The sequence below is a fragment of the Streptomyces sp. WMMC940 genome, from assembly GCF_027460265.1.
Classification (GTDB): domain Bacteria; phylum Actinomycetota; class Actinomycetes; order Streptomycetales; family Streptomycetaceae; genus Streptomyces.
In genome coordinates this window covers 4,721,503-4,738,958 of the sequence record NZ_JAPZBC010000001.1, presented here as the reverse complement: position 1 = coordinate 4,738,958, position 17,456 = coordinate 4,721,503, and the positions used below count along the sequence as shown (strand labels likewise).

Here is a 17,456-nt window from a genome sequence, read left to right as displayed (position 1 = left end):
TTCCATCCGGCTCCGGTCCCGGTCCTCGTGGTCCTTCGGACCTAGGGGCTGTCCCGCATCGGGCACCGCAACGACTAGAACAACTTGCCGGGGTTGAGGATGCCCAGCGGGTCGAAGGCCTTCTTGACGGCCTGCTGCAACTCGATTCCGACCGGGCCGAGTTCGCGGGCCAGCCATTCCTTCTTCAGGACGCCCACGCCGTGTTCGCCGGTGATCGTGCCGCCGAGCTCCAGGCCGAGGGCCATGATCTCGTCGAACGACTCGCGGGCGCGGGCGGATTCGCCGGGATCGCGGTGGTCGAAGCAGACGACGGGGTGGGTGTTGCCGTCGCCCGCATGGGCGCAGAGGCCGATGGTGAGGTCGTACTTCTCCGCGATGGCCGCGGTGCCGTCGATCATCGCGGCGAGCCGGGAGCGCGGTACGCAGACGTCGTCGATCATCGTCGCGGTCCTGACGGCCTCCAGCGCGGTCAGCGACAGCCGGCGCGCCTGGAGCAGCAGCTCCGATTCGGCCGCGTCCTCGGCGGGGACGACCTGAGTGGCGCCCGCCGCGGCGCACAGCTCCCCGACGGCGGCGAGGTCGGGTCCGGGGTCGGGGGTGTCGAAGGCGGCGAGGAGCAGCGCCTCGGTGGTGTCCGGAAGGCCCATCTGCGCCATCGCGTTGACGGCCCGGATGGTCGTGCGGTCCATGATCTCCAGCAGCGAGGGCGTGTGGCCCCTCTCCATGATCGCGCAGACGGCGTCGCACGCGCTGGCGGCCGAGGGGAACTCCGCCGCGAGGACGAGCTGCTGGGGCGGCTTCGGCCGGAGCGCGAGCACGGCTTTGACAACGATGCCGAGGCTCCCCTCCGAACCGACGAAGAGCCGGGTCAGGTCGTAGCCGGCGACGCCCTTGGCCGTGCGGCGGCCGGTGGTGAGGAGCCGGCCGTCGGCCAGGACGACCTCGAGGCCGAGGACGTACTCGGCGGTGACGCCGTACTTCACACAGCACAGTCCGCCGGACGCGGTACCGATGTTGCCGCCGATGGTGCACGTCTCCCAGCTGGACGGATCCGGCGGGTAGTACAGCCCGTGCTCGCCGACGGCCCGTGACAGCACGGCGTTGACGACACCGGGCTCCACGACGGCGATCCGGTCGACCGGGCTGATCTCCAGGATGCGGTCCATTTTGACGAGGGAGAGGACGATGCAGCCGTCGGAGGCGTTGGCGGCGCCGGACAGGCCGGTCCGGGCCCCCTGGGGTACGACGGGAACGCGCAGTTCGGTTGCCGTGCGCATGATGTGCTGGACCTGCTCGACCGTGCGCGGCAGTACCACGACGGCCGGGGTGCCCGCGTCGCAGAAGCTCGCCATGTCGTTGCGGTACGAGGCCGTGACGTCGGGATCGGTGATCAGGGCTTCGGGCGGGAGGTTCTCGCCGAGCCGGGAGAGGAGATCGTCCATGATCCCAGATTCGCACCGGGGGCCATCGGTGTGAACCCGTCTGCGATCCGCGTCGCTCCGCCGGGTGGGCACTTCGTACGGGACCGGAGGGTGGCGCACAGTGATCGCCATGAAGAAGCGATACGCGCCACTTGCCAGGAATGCCGTGATCGCCTCGCTGGCCGCCGGGGCGGTCGCCACCGGAATCGTGGTCCTCGGCCCCGGCCGGGGCGACGGGCCGCCGCTGCCCGCACCGGGTCCCGCGGCCCGGACCGTGCTGGCGGAGGGCCCCGGGGCGACCCTGTCGGCGGCCGAGTTGTCGGCGCTGATCGCGGGGCAGGAGCACCGGCTGGCCGGGAATCCCGGCGACCACCTGTCGTGGGCGGTGCTCGGCTCGGCCTACCTGGCGCAGGGCGCCCTGCTGGGCGACCGTACGGACTTCCGCCGGGCGGAGAAGGCCCTGCGGCGTTCGCTGGAGGCGCTGCCGGGCGAGAAGGGCAACGCCGACGCCCAGCTGGGGATGGCGGCGCTGGCGAACGCCCGGCGGGACTTCGCCACGGCCCGACGCTGGGCCGAGAGCGTCCGGGCGCGGTCGCCGGAGCAGTGGACGGCGTATCCGGTGCTGATCGACGCGTACAGCGGGCTCGGCTCGTACGGGGCGGCCGCGAAGGCCCTGCACACCCTGGAGGAGCTGCGCCCCCGCACCGTGCAGACCCTGATGCGGGCTTCCCAGGTGCACCGCGACAACGGCAGGTACGAGGATGCCGAGGCGCTGGCGGACGAGGCGTCGTCCCGGGCGGGCCGCAAGGCGGAGCGGGCCGCGGCGCTGCACCGGCTCGGTGAGCTGGCCTGGCAGCGTGGCGAGCCCAAGCAGGCGGCGGCGTACTTCGACACCGCGCTCCAGTTGGAACCCGGCCACCATCCGTCTCTCGCGGGGCGGGGACGGGCCTCGGCGGCGCTCGGCCGCAAGGACGACGCGCTGCGGGACTACCGGGCGGCCATCGAACGGGCGCCGATGCCGGAGTACGCGCTGCAGGCGGGTGAGCTGTACGAGTCGCTGGGCATGGCCGGGGAGGCACGGGCCCACTACGAGAAGGTGCGCCGGCTGGCCGCGAAGGCCCGGAAGTACGGGGTGAGCGAGGAGCTGACGCTGGCGCGGTACGAGGCGGACCACGGACTGGCGAAGGCGGCGGTGCAGCGCCTCGCGCAGGAGTGGAAGCGGGGGCACCGCAGCGCGCAGGTATCGGACGCGCTGGGCTGGGCGCTGTACCGGGCGGGGCGGGCGCAGGAGGGGCTGAAGTACCTGAAGCGTGCGACGACGCCCGGGCTGCGCAGCGCGCTGTCCCTGTACCACCGGGGCGAGATCGAGCGCGCACTCGGCCAGGACGGACCGGCCCGCCGGCACCTGAGGGAGGCGCTGCGCCTCAACCCGTACTTCTCGCCGCTCCTGGTGCCGCGTGCGAAGCGCGCCGTCTCGGTCCTGGGCAATCCCCCTCCGGGCGGCCCCGTCGACGTCGAGGGCGAGCCGTGGACGACGGACGAGGATCTGCCGCCGGAGGACGAGGGGGCGCCGGAGGATCGCGAGGAGGGCCCGGCCCGCAGCCCGGGCGGGGACGCCTCCGGCGAGCCGCGCGACTCCCGGTCCGCCGGGCCTCGCGAGAGCGACACCCGTGATCCGGGTGATCCGCGCGATCGTGAGAATCGGCGGTCCGGGAGTCCCCGGGAGCCCCATGGGGGCCAACCGTCCGGGACCTGACGCTTCGGCCGGTGCCCGGCGGTCGCGTGCCGGGCCCGCTCGCCACGGGAAACGGCCCCCGGGAGCGCCCGCGGTCGGACCGACGGACGCCTGCCCGCGGGGGCCGCGACCCGGCGCGGGCTCAGAGCACCGCCGTGCCGATCAGGGCGTTCCGTGGGACCAGGCGGGCGAGAGCGGCTCGTCGAGGTGGGACGTGCGGGCGGGCGCACGCCCCGTGGCGGACGCCGCGCGGCCCCACGGGGTCAGGTTCCGTGGGGCCGCGGGGACGCAGCCGGACTCCGTACGGGCTCAGAGGTTTCCGCGCTTCTCCTGCTCGCGCTCGATCGCCTCGAAGAGCGCCTTGAAGTTGCCCTTGCCGAAGCCCATCGAACCGTGTCGTTCGATGAGTTCGAAGAAGACCGTCGGCCGGTCCTGCACGGGCTTGGTGAAGATCTGGAGCAGGTAGCCGTCCTCGTCGCGGTCCGCGAGGATCTTCAGCTCGCGAAGGGTGTCGATCGGCACCCGGGTGTCGCCGACCCACTCGCCGAGGGTGTCGTAGTACGAGTCGGGCGTGTCCAGGAACCGCACCCCGGCCGCCCGCATCGCCCGCACGGTGGAGACGATGTCGTTCGTGGCGAGCGCGATGTGCTGGACACCGGCCCCGCCGTAGAACTCGAGGTACTCGTCGATCTGCGACTTCTTCTTCGCGATCGCGGGCTCGTTGATCGGGAACTTCACCTTCAGCGTGCCGTCCGCGACGACCTTGGACATCAGCGCCGAGTACTCGGTCGCGATGTCGTCGCCGACGAACTCCTTCATGTTGGTGAAGCCCATGACCTTGTTGTAGAAGGCCACCCACTCGTTCATCCTGCCGAGCTCGACGTTGCCCACGCAGTGGTCGATGGCCTGGAAGGTCCGCTTGGCCGGAGGCTCGACGATCGGGTCGGCGGCCGAGAAGCCAGGCAGGTACGGGCCGTTGTAGCCGGAGCGCTCCACGAGGGTGTGGCGGGTCCTGCCGTACGTGGCGATGGCGGCGAGGACGACCGTGCCGTGCTCGTCCTTGAGCTCGTAGGGCTCCTGGATGCCGCGGGCGCCGTGCTCGGTGGCGTAGGCGTAGGCGGCACGGGCGTCCGGCACCTCGATGGCCAGGTCGACGACGCCGTCACCGTGCTCGGCGACGTGCTCGGCGAGGAAGCGGCCCCAGTCGGTGGACGCCTTGATGACGGAGGTGAACACGAAGCGGGCGGAGCCGTTGGTCAGGACGTAGGAGGCGGTCTCCCGGCTGCCGGTCTCCGGCCCCGCGTAGGCGACCAGCTTCATGCCGAAGGCCGTGGAGTAGTAGTGGGCGGCCTGCTTGGCGTTGCCGACGGCGAACACGACCGCGTCCATTCCCTTCACCGGGAAGGGGTCGGCCTGCCTGCCGGTGTCAGGGGTGTGATCCAGGGTCTCAGTCATGGCGGCAGACTCCCGCCGATCCACAAGCTGCGCAATAGTTTGTGTATCTGTTGGGCAATATGCTTGGTCGAGGTCCGATTTGTTCGGGCGACCTGTACAGGATGACCACTCGGGAGGCTGGTGTGGCGATCGATCATCTGGACGGCAGGCTCATCGTGCTGCTCGCACGGGAGCCCAGGATCGGGGTCCTGGAGGCTTCCCGCCGGCTCGGGGTCGCCCGCGGCACCGTCCAGGCGCGGCTGGACCGGCTCCAGTCGCACGGGGTCATCCGCGGTTTCGGCCCGGACGTCGACCCGTCCGCCCTGGGCTATCCGGTGACCGCGTTCGCGACCCTGGAGATCAAGCAGGGGCAGGGGGCCGACGTACGGGCACACCTCGCCACGGTTCCCGAGGTGCTGGAGCTGCACACGACCACCGGTCACGGCGACATGCTGTGCCGGCTGGTCGCCCGGTCCAACGCGGACCTCCAGCGGGTGATCGACCGCGTCGTCGGGTTCGAGGGAATCGTGCGGGCGTCCACGGCGATCGTGATGGAGAACCCGGTGCCGCTGCGGATCATCCCGCTGGTGGAGCAGGCCGCGGAGGACGCCCGCTGAGGCCGGTGAGGAGATACCCGGGCGCCGGGGCCCGGCCCGACCGCCGGCACCGGACGCGGGGCGGGCGTGATGCGACGGGGCGGACCCGACTGCCGGCACCGGAGGCAAGAGCGGCTCGGGGCGGGACGTCGCGCCACCGGCCCGTCAGCACTTGGGGACGTCGCCGCCCTTCTGCAGCGCCTTGAGCGACGACACCGCGTCGGTCAGCTCGGTGACGGGAACCAGCGTCATGCCCTCGGGCAACTGCTCCTGCGCGATGGCGCACTCCGCCTTCGGGACGAGGAACACGGTGGCGCCGTCACGCGCCGCGGCCTGGGTCTTCAGGGCCACCCCGCCGACCGCACCGACCTTGCCGTCGGCGTCGATCGTGCCCGTGCCCGCGATGTTCCGGCCGCCGGTGAGATCGCCGCCCGTGCCGTCGCCCGCGAGCTTGTCCACGATGCCGAGGGAGAAGAGCAGCCCCGCGCTCGGGCCGCCGACATCGGCGAGATGCAGGGTGACCTTCACCTTCGCCGGGTCCTCCTCGAGGTAGCCCAGGGCCGCGTCCACCGCGCTGTTCTGGGACTTCCGCATCTCGGCGGTGTTGTGCTTCTCGATCTCCTCGTCGGACCGCCCGGAGGGGTAGACGGAGTCGTGCGGCAGCACGGCCCGGTCCTTGCGGATCCACGCGTCCGCCACGTCGCCGAGATCGACGTCGACCGAGGGCCCGGTCGCCACGATGGTCGTCATCCGCAGCTGTCCCTGCGTCTGCCGCACGGGGGCTCCGGTGATCGTGATCACCGGCTTGCCCCGGTCGAACCCCAGCACGTTCGTGGTCTGGCCGGGCTGGGCCACGGTGAACGGCAGGGGCGCGAACGCCGCCACCGCGAGCAGCGCGGCGACGGGCACGGCGCAGACGGCGAGGGCCCGGGGACGGGAGAGACGCGAGAGGCGAGAGAACACGCTGTCAATGTATCGGTCCGCCCGGCGCACCCGGACCGGGGCCGCAACCGGCCCGACCGGGCCGCGCCTGTGCCCGCGCCCGGGTGAGCGGAGGCGGCTGAGCGGCCCGACGGCTGCGGCAGCCCGGCGCTCAGCGCAGCGCGTCCGCGACCTCGCGCGCGGCGTCCACCACTCGCGGGCCCACGCGTTCGGGGACCGAGTCCGCCAGCATGACGACGCCGACGCTGCCCTCTATACCGGTCACCCCGACGAGTGCCGCGGCGGCTCCGCTCGCACCCGCCTCCAGTTCGCCGTGCGTGAGGGTGTACGCGGGCTCGGTGAGACCTCCCTGGCGGGCGGCGAGGATCGCCTTGCCCGCGGCTCCCCGGTCCAGCGGGTGACGGAACCCGGCCCGGTACGCCACGTGGTAGTCCGTCCACGTCGGTTCGACGACCGCCACCGCGAGCGCCTCCGCCCCGTCGACCAGCGTGAGATGGGCGGTCGCGCCGATGTCCTCGGCGAGCGAGCGCAGCGCGGGCAGCGCGGCCTCCCGTACCAGCGGGTGCACCTGGCGGCCGAGGCGGAGCACACCCAGCCCCACGCGGGCCCGGCCGCCCAAGTCGCGGCGGACCAGGGCGTGCTGCTCGAGCGTGGCGAGCAGACGGTAGACGACGGTCCTGTTGACGCCGAGCCGGTTGGACAGTTCGGTCACGGTCAGCCCGTGGTCGGTGTCGGCGAGCAGTTTGAGGACGCGCAGTCCTCTGTCGAGCGTCTGGGAGGTCTCCGCGGTCACGACGCCCTCTCCTTCGAGATGAGTGCGGCGACGCTCTCACGGCCAGCGGCACCGGTCCCATCGGCGACGCACGGAGAGGCCGCCGGCAGGCCATGGCACACCGGCTGCGCTCCGCGGCGGCGCTGCCACGGGGCGTTTCATTTGCGGGGACAGTAGCGAGCCGGTTCGCTCAGCGGAAGACCTCGTCCAGAATCCGGGCGTCGAAGGTTCGTGCCGCCCTCCATCGACGGGCAAGTCGGGACGACCAGCGACTTCACGGGATACTCCCTCTTCGGCCTCCGCCGAAGAGGGTTCTCGGCACGGGCACTGCCCGCCCCGACGACGTGCTCGGCACCGTCCCTCCTTACGCCCACCGCACGGGCGTCGGCTCCTGCGTACGCTCAGCGCATACGCGTGGCCCACTCCTGCACCTTCTTGATCCGTTCCCGGATCTGCCCCGCCGTCGCCTCCGCGCTCGGCGGCCCCCCGCACACCCTCCGCAGCTCGGTGTGGATCACCCCGTGCGGCTTGCCGCTCTGATGGACGTACGCGCCCACCATCGTGTTCAGCTGCTTCCGCAACTCCAGCAGTTCCTTGTGCGAGACCACCGGCCGGCGTTCCGCGGGCAGTTCGAGCAGATCCGCCTCCGCGTCCGGCTTCTTGCGGCTGTGCGCGATCTGGCGCGCCTGCCGCTTCTGCAGCAGCAGTTGCACCTGATCCGGCTCCAGCAGCCCCGGAATGCCCAGGTAGTCCTGCTCCTCGTCGCTGCCCGGGTGGGCCTGCATCCCGAATTCGGCGCCGTTGTACATCACCCGGTCGAATACTGCGTCGGACTCCAGCGCCTCGAAGGGCAGCATGTCCTGTTCGCCGGTGTCCTCGTCCTGCTGCTTGTTCGCCTCGTCCATCTCCTGCTCGGACTCGGCGTAGGGGTCCTCCTCCCCCTCCTTCTTCGGCCGGTCGAGCGCGTGGTCCCGCTCGACCTCCATCTCATTGGCGAAGCTCAGCAGCATCGGGATCGTCGGCAGGAACACCGACGCCGTCTCGCCGCGCCGCCGCGACCGGACGAAACGGCCGACGGCCTGGGCGAAGAAGAGGGGTGTGGAGATGGTGGTGGCGTACACGCCGACCGCGAGCCGGGGGACGTCGACGCCCTCGGACACCATCCGGACGGCGACCATCCAGCGGTCCTGGTTGTCGCTGAACTCGTCGATGCGCTGCGACGCGCCCGCGTCGTCGGACAGCACGACGGTCGCCTTCGTACCGGTGATCTCCCGGATGAGCTTGGCGTAGGCGCGCGCCGAGTCCTGGTCGGAGGCGATGACGAGACCGCCCGCGTCCGGGATGGCCTTTCTGACCTCGCTCAGCCGCTGGTCGGCGGCGCGCAGCACGTTCGGCATCCAGTCGCCGCGCGGATCGAGCGCGGTGCGCCAGGCCTGCGATACGGCGTCCTTGGTCATCGGCTCGCCCAGCCGGGCCGCGACCTCGTCACCGGCCTTGGTGCGCCAGCGCATGTTGCCGCTGTAGGACAGGAAGATCACGGGACGGACGACGCCGTCGGCGAGGGCGTTGCCGTAGCCGTAGGTGTAGTCCGCGGCGGAGCGGCGGATGCCGTCGTTGCCCTCCTCGTACGTGACGAAGGGGATGGGGTTGGTGTCGGAACGGAAGGGCGTACCGGTGAGGGCGAGGCGGCGGGTGGCCGGTTCGAACGCCTCCAGGCACGCCTCACCCCACGACTTGGAGTCACCGGCGTGGTGGATCTCGTCGAGGATGACGAGGGTCTTGCGCTGCTCACTGCGATTGCGGTGCAGCATCGGGCGCACCCCGACACCGGCGTAGGTGACGGCGACCCCGTCGTACTCCTTGCTCAGCGGCCCGGCGCTGTAGTCCGGGTCGAGCTTGATGCCTATGCGCGCGGCCGCGGCCGCCCACTGCTTCTTCAGATGCTCGGTCGGCGCGACCACGGTGATCTGCTGCACGACGTGGTGGTGCAGCAGCCAGGAGGCGAGGGTGAGCGCGAACGTCGTCTTGCCGGCGCCGGGCGTCGCCACCGCGAGGAAGTCACGGGGCTGTTCCTGGACGTACCTCTCCATGGCGCCCTGCTGCCAGGCGCGCAACTTGCTGGCCGTACCCCAGGGGGCACGGCCGGGAAAGGCGGGTGAGAGGTGGTGGGAGGCGGTAGTAGACACGGTCTCCGGTTCGAGGCAGGGCTACGGCGTTACGTACGACAACCGGGCCACCCTACCGGTGCGGCCACTCCCGGGAGGCCCTCACCCGGCCGGGAGGCGACGTGGTGAGACCCGCCTCACAGACCGCGGGTCCGTGCGACCGGAACCGTCCGCCCACCGCCCTTCAGAGGGTGCGCAGTACGGCCCCGATCAGGGCCGGATCGGTCATCTCACCGGCCGCGACGGAGACGACCAGGTCGTACGCCCGGTCCTGGTCGACGTTGACGGGGTCGGCGCCGTTCAGGGCGAGGAACACCGCCGTCGACAGCCACGCCGTGCGCTTGTTGCCGTCGACGAAGGGGTGGTTCGAGGCGATCGCGTGCAGCAGTGCGCCGGCCTGCTCCCAGAGATCCGGGTACGCGGCCGCCCCGTACATCCGGGAGCGCGGCCGGTGCACGGCGGACTCCAGGAGGCTGCCGGCGCGGAGCTCCGGCGGGTGGCCACCGAAGGCGAACCGGGCGATCGCGGTCACCTCGCTCACGGTGAGGTGGCGCGTCTGGGTCGTGGTCTGATGGGTCATTCGCCGAGCCTCCTCAGCAGGCCCGCGTGCTGCTGGGCCAGTCGCCCGGCCAGTGCGGCCAGCCGCTCGCTCTGCGCCCGCAGATAGTGGTGCACCGCGTCGTGCGCGAGCTCCTCCGGGTTCCGGCCCTGGGCGTCGGCGAGGTCGTGCAGTTCGTCGCGTTCCGCGTCGGTGAGGATGATCGTGAGCTCGTGCATGGCCCGATGCTAAGCGCGGCCGCTTCCGGCCGCGCGGTGAATTCCGGGCGTCCGGCGGCCTCGAACGGTACGCCGTCCGTCACGCTTCACCTCCGGTCGACGTCCGCCGGACGTCCGCCGTACGTCCGGTACCCGGGCGGCCCCGGATCGAGGCCGGTGCTCCGCACCGGACGGGGCGATGGCCGACGGCCCTCCGGGGGCGGGCGCGGCCCCGGGCCGCGCACGGCGCAACGGAACGGTCCGAACCGGGCCCCGACCGGGCGGACCCGGCATCAGCCGGCGCGGCGCTCGTGCAGCCGTGTGGCGACCCAGGCGCCGAGCAGTGCGACCGCCGCCATGGGCAGGAACACGGCCGCGAAGGCGGCCGGGTGGGCGATGCTCCCCGCCCCCGCCGCCGCGACCGCACCGTGGCCGCCCGCCGCTCCCCCACCCAGGGCGGCGAAGGCGGCGCCGCCCGCGGCCAGCAGGAGGACGTTCGACAGTCCGTCGGAGATCTGGAGCGCGGCGGAGTTGGTACCGGCCTCCGCGGGCGGCGACAGCTTCAGCAGCAGCACGCTGGTGGAGGAGATGACCAGGCCCATGCCGAAGCAGCCCCATCCCCAGGCGACCCCGACGACCCACACCGGCACGGAGGGGACCAGCACGCTCGGCGCGGTCGCGATCGCCGCCGCGACGAGCACCATGCCGGTGACGGTCAGTCGTTCCCGGTACGGCTCCAGGCGAGGCCGGGACTGGACGAACGAGCCCAGTGCCCATGTCGCCCCGCCCACCGCGAGCGACAGTCCCGCCAGCGTCGGCGACAGCCCGCGCTGGGTCACCAGCATCAGCGGTACGAAGGACTCCGCAGCGATGAACGACCCGGCGGCCACGCCGCGCAGCAGCACCACCGACGGCAACCCGCGCGCCGAGCGGAACGTGCCGCGCGGCAGCAGCCCGAGCGCGGCCGGCACGAGCAGCGCGGCGCCCGCCGCGGCCGGGGCCAGTGAGAACCACCGCAGGTCCTGTGCGGCGTACTGGAGCACTCCCGCGCCGAGGGAGATCCCGAACGCCAGCCTGATCCTGCGCCGGTCCAGCGCCGGAACGGGCGCCTCCGGGTCCACCGGCCCCGACGCCCGCCGCCGTATCGCGGGCAGGGCGAGCGCGAGCGGGACGACGACGAGAGCGGGGATACCGACGAAGACCCAGCGCCAGCCGAGGTGTTCGGTGACCGTCCCGGCCGCGAGCGGTCCGACGACGGAGGGGATCACCCAGCTCGCGGCGAACGCGGCCATGATCGTCGGACGCAGGTGCTCCGGATAGGCCCGGCCGACGACGACGTACAGCGCGACGATCACCAGACCGCCGCCGAGCCCCTGGACGGCCCGGCCGGCGATGAAGTACCACATCGTGGAGGCCGTACCGGACAGCACGAGCCCCAGGGCGAAGGCGGTGATCCCGGCGGTCAGCGGCCCGAGGGGGCCCCTGCGGTCGGCCCACTGCCCCGAAAGCACCATGCCGAACAGGCTGGTCGTGAAGTACGCGGAGAAGGCGAACGCGTACAGCGGGACGCCGTCCAGCTCCCGCGCGGCCACGGGCATGGCCGTGCCGACGGCGGTCGCCTCGAACGCGATCAGCAGGACGACGGACACGATGCCGACGCTGAGGGCACGCAGACTGCGCCCGAGCACACCCCCGGCGTCGGTCGCGGTCCCGCTCGCCGTCGCGGTCCCGCCGCGGCCGTCTCCGGCCTCCTTGAGCGCCGCGTCACCGGTCCCGGCCGCGTCACCTGGTTCGAGGGCTGTCATGCGCTCAAGCGTAAGGGGCATGGCTTCGGGTGGCCCCTGTCGTGGGGCGGGGTTCGGCTCGGTCGTCGGTCCTAGTGCTGTGGCCCCGTGAGGCTCTCCCCCTGCCTACGTACACTGACGGCCATGGCATGTCGCATCAGTGAACTGGTCATCGACTGCGCCGATCCGGACCGGCTGGCCGTGTTCTGGAGCCAGGTCCTCGGTTACGTCGAACTCGGCCGGGAGGACGACGGAAGCATCGAGATCGGTCCGCCCGACGCCGGCTTCGGGGGACCGCAGCCCACCCTCGTCCTCAGCCCCGGCGGCGCCCCGCGGACCGGGAAGCTCCGACTGCACATCGACGTCAACCCCACCGATCGCGACCAGGAAGCCGAGTTGGAGAGGCTGCTCGCTCTCGGTGCCAGACGCGCCGACGTCGGCCAGACCGGCGACGAGAACTGGCACGTACTGGCCGACCCGGAAGGCAACGAGTTCTGCCTCCTGCGCGGCCGGTTGCATCCCCTCTGATCACGTCGACCTCGAGCCGCTCCGGCCACGCGAGTGCCGGTGCCAGGCCGCCCGGCCGTTCGCGTGGGGCCGGGGTCCCGTCGGCGTCAGTGCCCGAACCCGTGCGTGGTCGCGGCGTGCCGTACGGGGAGGCCCGGTCCGCTACGGCGTGGCCACCGCCGCCTGCGGCCGGATCGGGAGTCGGTTGACCGGGCGGCCCGTGGCCGCACGGACGGCGGAGGCGACGGCGGCCGGGGAGGTGACGACCGGGACGGCACTGGCCGCCTTCGCGCCGAAGGGAGCCACCACGTCGCGTTCCTCGACGAGTTTGACGATGCGGACGTCGGGGGCGTCGAGTGCCGTCGGCAGGGCGTAGCCCGTGAGGTCGGGGTGGCGGACCAGGCCGCGGGCGGTACGGAGGTTCTCGGTGAGTGCGGCACCGACGCCCTGGGTGACGCCCGCCTCGATCCGGGTGGCGAGCTGGGCGGGGTTGAGGATGCGGCCCACGTCCTGGGCGACGGCCATCTCCACGACGCGCACCGACCCGAGTTCGATGTCGACGTCGACGACCGCGCGGATCGCGCAGAAGGCGAGACCGACGAACGCGTCGCCCTGGCCGTGGTCGTCGAGGGGCTCGGTGGGGTGCGGGCGGCACTGGGCGGTGGCCCAGAGCTCCTTGCCGTCCATGGCCTCGGTGACCGTCGTGGACAGGACGCCGTCGTACGAGGTGATCTTGCCGTCGGTGATCTGCAGCAGCTCGGTGGACATGCCGAACTTGTGGGCCAGCGGCTGCAGCAGCTGCGTACGGACCATCTTGGCGGCGCGCTCGACCGCGCCGCCGGAGACCCAGGTGTGCCGCCCGTGGGCGGCCGGGCCCGCCGGGGGCTGGTCGGTGTCGACGGAGGCGACGTGCACCTCCTCGATGCCGAGCGTCTCCTGCACGATCTGGCGGGCGAGGGTCGAGAAGCCCTGCCCGGTCTCGACGGCCGCGCAGATCACCGTGGCCACGCCGTCCTGGACCTTCACCGTGGCCGTGGACACCTCGTCGGTGCCTTCCGCGCCGAGCATGTGGACCATGCCGAGCGCGTAGCCGACGCCGCGCCGCACCGCGCCGGGTTCGCCCGCGCCCTCGGGTCCGCCGGGCAGCAGCCAGGCCTCCTCGGGGGTGTCCTTGGGAAGCGGCGGGAGCGGGAAGTCGCGGACGGCCTGCAGCAGTTCGGCGACCGGCGCGGGGCAGGTGACGGTCTGGCCGGTGGGCAGGATGTCGCCGGTGGCGAGCACGTTGCGGAGCCGGACCTCGACCGGGTCCTGGCCGAGCTTCGCGGCCAGCTTGTCCATCTGGGCCTCGTACGCGGCGCAGACCTGCAGCGCGCCCTCTCCGCGCACATGGCCGGAGGGCGGGTTGTTGGTGCGGACGGCCCAGCCCTCGATGAAGGCGTGCGGCACGACGTACGGGCCGCAGGCGAAGGCGACGGCGGCGGCGAGGGACTCGGAGGAGGCCTCGGCGTACGCGCCCGCGTCCAGCAGGATCTGCGCCTCGACCTTCAGCAGCTTGCCGTCGGCGTCGGCGTGGTGGCGGTAGCGCAGCAGTGTGGGATGGCGGTGGGCGTGGCCGAGGAAGGACTCCTCGCGGGTGGCGGCGAGTTTGACCGGGCAGCCGGTGCGCAGGGCGAGCAGCCCGAGCGGGATCTGGAAGCCCGGGTCCTCCCGGTCACCGGTCGCGCCGGGCACGCCGGTGACGACGACCTTCACCCGCTCCTTGTCCAGGCCGAAGCAGGCGGCCGCGAGGTCGCGGTCGGTGTGCGGGTCGGTGGAGGCGGTGTACAGCTCGACACCGCCGTCGGGGCGCGGCACGGCGAGGCCGGCCTCGGCCCCGATGGGGGCGGGGTCCTGGCGGCCGATGCGGTAGAGCCCCTCGACGACGACCTCTCCGTTGACGTCCGGGTCGCCGTAGCTCAGCGGGATGTGGCGGATGAGGTTGCCGTCGGGATGCAGCGGCTCGGCGGCGAACGCCTTCTCGGGGTCGGTGACCGGTTCGAGGACCTCGTACTCGACGGTGATGGCCGCGGCGGCGAGCCGGGCCGTGTCGGGGTGGTCCGCGGCGACCGCGGCGATGGCCTCCCCGTGGTGGCGGACGACGTCGGAGGCGAAGACGGGCCGGTCGGCGACCCCGCGTCCGTAGGCGGCGTCGCCGGGCACGTCGCTGTGGGTGACGACGGCCCGCACGCCCGGCATCACGGCGGCGGCGGAGGTGTCGACGGCGGTGATCCGGGCGTGGGGGTGCGGGGAGCGCAGGATCGCCGCCCAGAGCAGTCCCTCGGCCCACAGGTCCGAGGCGTACGGGAAGGTGCCCTCGGTCTTGGCGCGGGCGTCCGCCTGCGGGAGGGAGGCACCGAGGCCGTGAGCGGGCGGCTCCTGCTCGGGGCCGTCGACCGCCGGGGCCGCGATCGCCGCGTCGTTGCTCACACCATGCCTCCGTCGTGCGGGTGGGGCTGCACACTACCGGCGCCCGGGGGCGCCTGGTGCGGGATGCGGGCCCCCTCCTGGGTCCCTGCGTGGGCCTCGTCGCCTGCTTCGGCGGCCGCGGCGGCGCTCGCCTCGCGTCCGGCGACCACCTCGCGTACGGCGTCGAGGACGCCCCGGTAGCCGGAGCAGCGGCAGAGGTTTCCGGAGAGGGCCTGGCGGGTTTCGAGTTCCGTGGGGGCGTGGTTGCCCTCCAGCAGGTCGTGCACGGTCATGGCCATGCCCGGGATGCAGAAGCCGCACTGGACGGCTCCGCAGGCGGCGAGGGCCCGCTGGACGTCGGAGGGCTCTCCGTCGGCGGCCAGGCCCTCGACGGTGCGGACCTCGGAGCCGGCCGCGGTCGCCGCGGGCACCAGGCAGGAGGCCACGAGCCGGCCGTCGACCTGGACGTTGCAGGCGCCGCACTCGCCCTGCGAGCAGCCGTCCTTGGCACCCGCGAGCCCGAGGCGCTCACGCAGCACGTAGAGCAGGGACTCGCCGATCCACGCGTCGGTGACGGGCCGGTCGGCGCCGTTCACGCGCAGGAGGTACGAGGTGTGCGGGTGCTCGTCGTTCGCCGTCGCAGCAGGGGTGGTCGCGAGCTCCTCCTCGGCACCGGAGGCGTCCGGGGCGGCGGTGCCCTCGGCCTCGGGCGTTCCGGACGGGTCCTGCGGGGCCGTCTCGGACTCCGGGGCTCCGTGGCCCTCGGAGCCCTCGGCCCGACCGGCTTCGATGGTGCCGGCTTCGGTGGTGCCGGCTTGGGAGCGGTCCTCGGCGTCCCCCGCGCTCCGCTCCGGGTCGGCCACGGCATCGGACGCGTCGCCCCCGGCCCCCGGGTGCGTCTCGTCGTCTCGCCTGCCGTGCCGCTCGTCGGAGGGCCCGGAGGGCTGCCCGGCGTGGGGTTCGGCGGCGGGGCCGGCCTGCTCCTCGCGGGCGGGGTACGCCTCGGTCGCCCAGGGGGCGGGTGCCCCGCCGGGGAGGGTGGCGGGGTGGCCGGCTCCGGGTACCGGCGTGCCGGCGGCGGGTGTACCGCCGACGGGGGTGCCTTCGGCCGGGGTGCCGCCGTCGGGTGTGGTGGCCCACGGGGCGGGCGCTCCGCCCGGCAGGGTGGCCGGCGGGGTGCGACCGCCCCACTGGGCGGCCAGCGCGGACGTCGTGAACTCGCCCGATTCCTCCGGGATGTCCCCCTGGGCGACCGGGATGGTCCACTGGCCGGTGAGGTCTCCTGCGGCGGGCGCCGCGGTCGGGCCGGACGACGGCCGCTCCACTTCCGGGAACGTCCACTGACCCGTGACGTGCGGGTCGTGGGCGGCCTGCGCGCCACGCGGGTCCCCGCCGCCCTGCCGGCCGTGCCCGGCGTGCGGCTCGTCCTCGCCGTACGGACCTCCTGAGCCGTGCGGCTCGTCCTCGCCGTAGGGATCCTGTGCGCCGTATGCCCGGGGAGTGCCGTGCGGGTCCTGCGCGCCGTACGCGTCCTGACCGCCCCGCACGCCCTGCGGGCCGTACGCGTCGTGCGGCTCGCGGTCGCCCCGGGGATCCGGTCCGTCCTGTGGGCCGGGACCGGCGTACGGCTGCTGCCCGGCGTACGGGTCGTAGGAGCCCGGGGGCCGCCCCGCCTCCGGTGCCGTCCAGTGGTGCGGCCGCTCGCCGTCCGACGCCTGCTGCGGTACGGTCCAGCCGCCCGCGCCACCGGGGCCGGACGGGTCGTCCTGGTTCACGGGCGGGATCTGCGGGGGCACGTAGCCGTGACCGGGAGCGGCGAGCGGCGCGTCGAGCATGTCCTCGGGCGGCAGTCGGACGAAGGCGGTGGCCTCGACGTCGTACTCGCCGCCCTGCGGGATCGGCTGCCAGCCGCCGCCGTGCGGGGCGGCGTCCCGGGACTCGTTCTCCTCGGAGCTCACGACAGTGCCCTCCCCAGCGCTCGTCGGGCCAGCGCGGCGACCACGCGCCGCAGGTGCAGGACCGCGGGCGGCAGTTGCTCGTCGCCCTCCTGGTCCGGGATGCAGGCGGCCGCCACGTACTCGCCGAACGCGGCCAGCGCCTCGGGGGCGAGTCCGCGCTCGCCGTCCCAGTCGATCAGCGAGGCGATCCAGCGCTCCGCCTCCAGCGGGCGCAGCGGCATCGGGGCGATCGCCCCGACCGCGCAGCGCACCCCGCGCCGCGCCGGGTCGAGGACGACGGCGACGGAAGCCGTGGCCCGGCCGGGGCCGGTGCGCCCGGTGGCCTTGAGGAACACCTGCGGCGCGTGCAGGAGCGGAACCCGCACGAAGCCGATCAGCTCGGCGGGGCCGAGCATTTCGCGGCCGGCCAGCAGATGGGAGACGGGGACCTCGCGGGTCGCCCCGCCCTGCCCCGCGATGACCAGGTCCGCCTCCAGGGCGGCCAGCACCGGCAGCGTGTCGCCGGTGGGAGCGGCGGTCGCGATGTTGCCGCCGAGGGTGCCCGCGTTGCGGATCTGCGGGGGTCCGGCGGCCCGGGCGGAGGCGGCGAGCGCCGGGATGAGCGCGGCGAAGTCGGGCCGGCCCATCCGGGAGTGGGTGAGTCCGGCGCCGAGCAGGGCGTGGCCGTCCTGGTACTGCCAGCCGCGGATCTCGTTGATGCGGCCGAGCCCGACGAGGCCCGCGGGCCTGAGCCGGCCCTTGTTGACGGCAGCCATCAGATCCGTGCCGCCTGCGACCGGCACGGCGGCGGGCATGGCGGTGAGCGCCGCCACGGCCTCGTCGAGCGAGGCCGGCAGTGTCACGGACTGCGCCGCCTGCGGTGCGTGCGTGGTCAACCCAGCTGCCCCTTCCCGGTGTCCCGGCTGTCCGCCTGTGTTGCCGTACCGTACGTGCTCACAGCC

Annotated in this window: 14 protein-coding genes; 3 read left to right on the top strand and 11 right to left on the bottom strand. The window is 73.4% G+C overall.

Features of this window, described 5'->3' with window-relative positions; genetic code table 11:
* Positions 1–74: 74 nt before the first annotated feature.
* Positions 75–1,442, bottom strand: coding sequence for an FAD-binding oxidoreductase (locus O7595_RS20805; protein WP_269730157.1), 1,368 nt, complete (start codon positions 1,440–1,442; stop codon positions 75–77).
* A 109-nt stretch (positions 1,443–1,551) separates the two neighbouring features.
* Between O7595_RS20805 and O7595_RS20800 the strand changes: the two genes are divergently transcribed.
* Entirely contained in the window at positions 1,552–3,177 is a 1,626-nt protein-coding gene (locus O7595_RS20800) for a tetratricopeptide repeat protein (protein WP_269730156.1), read from the top strand.
* Between the two features lie 288 nt (positions 3,178–3,465).
* On the opposite strand, the gene hppD is transcribed toward O7595_RS20800, so the two are convergent.
* Positions 3,466–4,611: a 4-hydroxyphenylpyruvate dioxygenase gene (gene hppD / locus O7595_RS20795; RefSeq protein WP_269730155.1), complete on the bottom strand. Its 1,146-nt coding sequence runs from the start codon at positions 4,609–4,611 to the stop codon at positions 3,466–3,468.
* 122 nt (positions 4,612–4,733) lie between these two features.
* Between hppD and O7595_RS20790 the strand changes: the two genes are divergently transcribed.
* Complete coding sequence (locus tag O7595_RS20790) at positions 4,734–5,207, top strand: Lrp/AsnC family transcriptional regulator (protein WP_093660443.1); 474 nt, start codon at positions 4,734–4,736, stop codon at positions 5,205–5,207.
* A 144-nt stretch (positions 5,208–5,351) separates the two neighbouring features.
* Here O7595_RS20790 and O7595_RS20785 read toward each other — a convergent pair whose 3' ends face one another.
* The 6 genes from O7595_RS20785 to O7595_RS20760 form a co-directional block, all read right to left on the bottom strand.
* Positions 5,352–6,149 (bottom strand): S16 family serine protease, encoded by a 798-nt coding sequence (locus O7595_RS20785; RefSeq protein ID WP_269730154.1) that lies wholly within the window; start codon positions 6,147–6,149, stop codon positions 5,352–5,354.
* A 130-nt stretch (positions 6,150–6,279) separates the two neighbouring features.
* Positions 6,280–6,921, bottom strand: coding sequence for an IclR family transcriptional regulator (locus tag O7595_RS20780; protein WP_138054972.1), 642 nt, complete (start codon positions 6,919–6,921; stop codon positions 6,280–6,282).
* A gap of 380 nt (positions 6,922–7,301) precedes the next feature.
* Positions 7,302–9,086 carry a DEAD/DEAH box helicase gene (locus O7595_RS20775; RefSeq protein WP_269730153.1) on the bottom strand — a complete coding sequence of 595 codons (1,785 nt, stop codon included), beginning with the start codon at positions 9,084–9,086 and terminating at the stop codon, positions 7,302–7,304.
* A gap of 163 nt (positions 9,087–9,249) precedes the next feature.
* Positions 9,250–9,645, bottom strand: a complete 396-nt coding sequence (locus tag O7595_RS20770; RefSeq protein WP_269730152.1) for a type II toxin-antitoxin system death-on-curing family toxin — start codon at positions 9,643–9,645, stop codon at positions 9,250–9,252.
* Positions 9,642–9,842, bottom strand: coding sequence for a hypothetical protein (locus tag O7595_RS20765; RefSeq protein ID WP_269730151.1), 201 nt, complete (start codon positions 9,840–9,842; stop codon positions 9,642–9,644). The genes O7595_RS20770 and O7595_RS20765 overlap by 4 nt, the downstream gene beginning before the upstream one ends.
* 272 nt (positions 9,843–10,114) lie before the next feature.
* The gene (locus O7595_RS20760; RefSeq protein WP_269730150.1) at positions 10,115–11,626 is read right to left on the bottom strand and encodes an MFS transporter; all 1,512 of its coding nucleotides are present in this window, start codon (positions 11,624–11,626) and stop codon (positions 10,115–10,117) included.
* A gap of 123 nt (positions 11,627–11,749) precedes the next feature.
* Here O7595_RS20760 and O7595_RS20755 point away from each other — a divergent pair, with 123 nt between their 5' ends.
* Complete coding sequence (locus tag O7595_RS20755; protein WP_269730149.1) at positions 11,750–12,133, top strand: VOC family protein; 384 nt, start codon at positions 11,750–11,752, stop codon at positions 12,131–12,133.
* A 141-nt stretch (positions 12,134–12,274) separates the two neighbouring features.
* On the opposite strand, the gene O7595_RS20750 is transcribed toward O7595_RS20755, so the two are convergent.
* Genes O7595_RS20750 through O7595_RS20740 form a run of 3 tightly spaced genes read right to left on the bottom strand, consistent with a single transcriptional unit; the run spans position 12,275 to position 17,390 of the window.
* Positions 12,275–14,578 carry a xanthine dehydrogenase family protein molybdopterin-binding subunit gene (locus O7595_RS20750; RefSeq protein ID WP_269730148.1) on the bottom strand — a complete coding sequence of 768 codons (2,304 nt, stop codon included), beginning with the start codon at positions 14,576–14,578 and terminating at the stop codon, positions 12,275–12,277.
* Complete coding sequence (locus O7595_RS20745) at positions 14,575–16,515, bottom strand: 2Fe-2S iron-sulfur cluster-binding protein (RefSeq protein WP_269730147.1); 1,941 nt, start codon at positions 16,513–16,515, stop codon at positions 14,575–14,577. The genes O7595_RS20750 and O7595_RS20745 overlap by 4 nt, the downstream gene beginning before the upstream one ends.
* Positions 16,512–17,390 carry an FAD binding domain-containing protein gene (locus O7595_RS20740; protein WP_269730146.1) on the bottom strand — a complete coding sequence of 293 codons (879 nt, stop codon included), beginning with the start codon at positions 17,388–17,390 and terminating at the stop codon, positions 16,512–16,514. Before O7595_RS20740 ends, O7595_RS20745 begins: the two co-directional genes overlap by 4 nt.
* Positions 17,391–17,456: the final 66 nt, after the last annotated feature.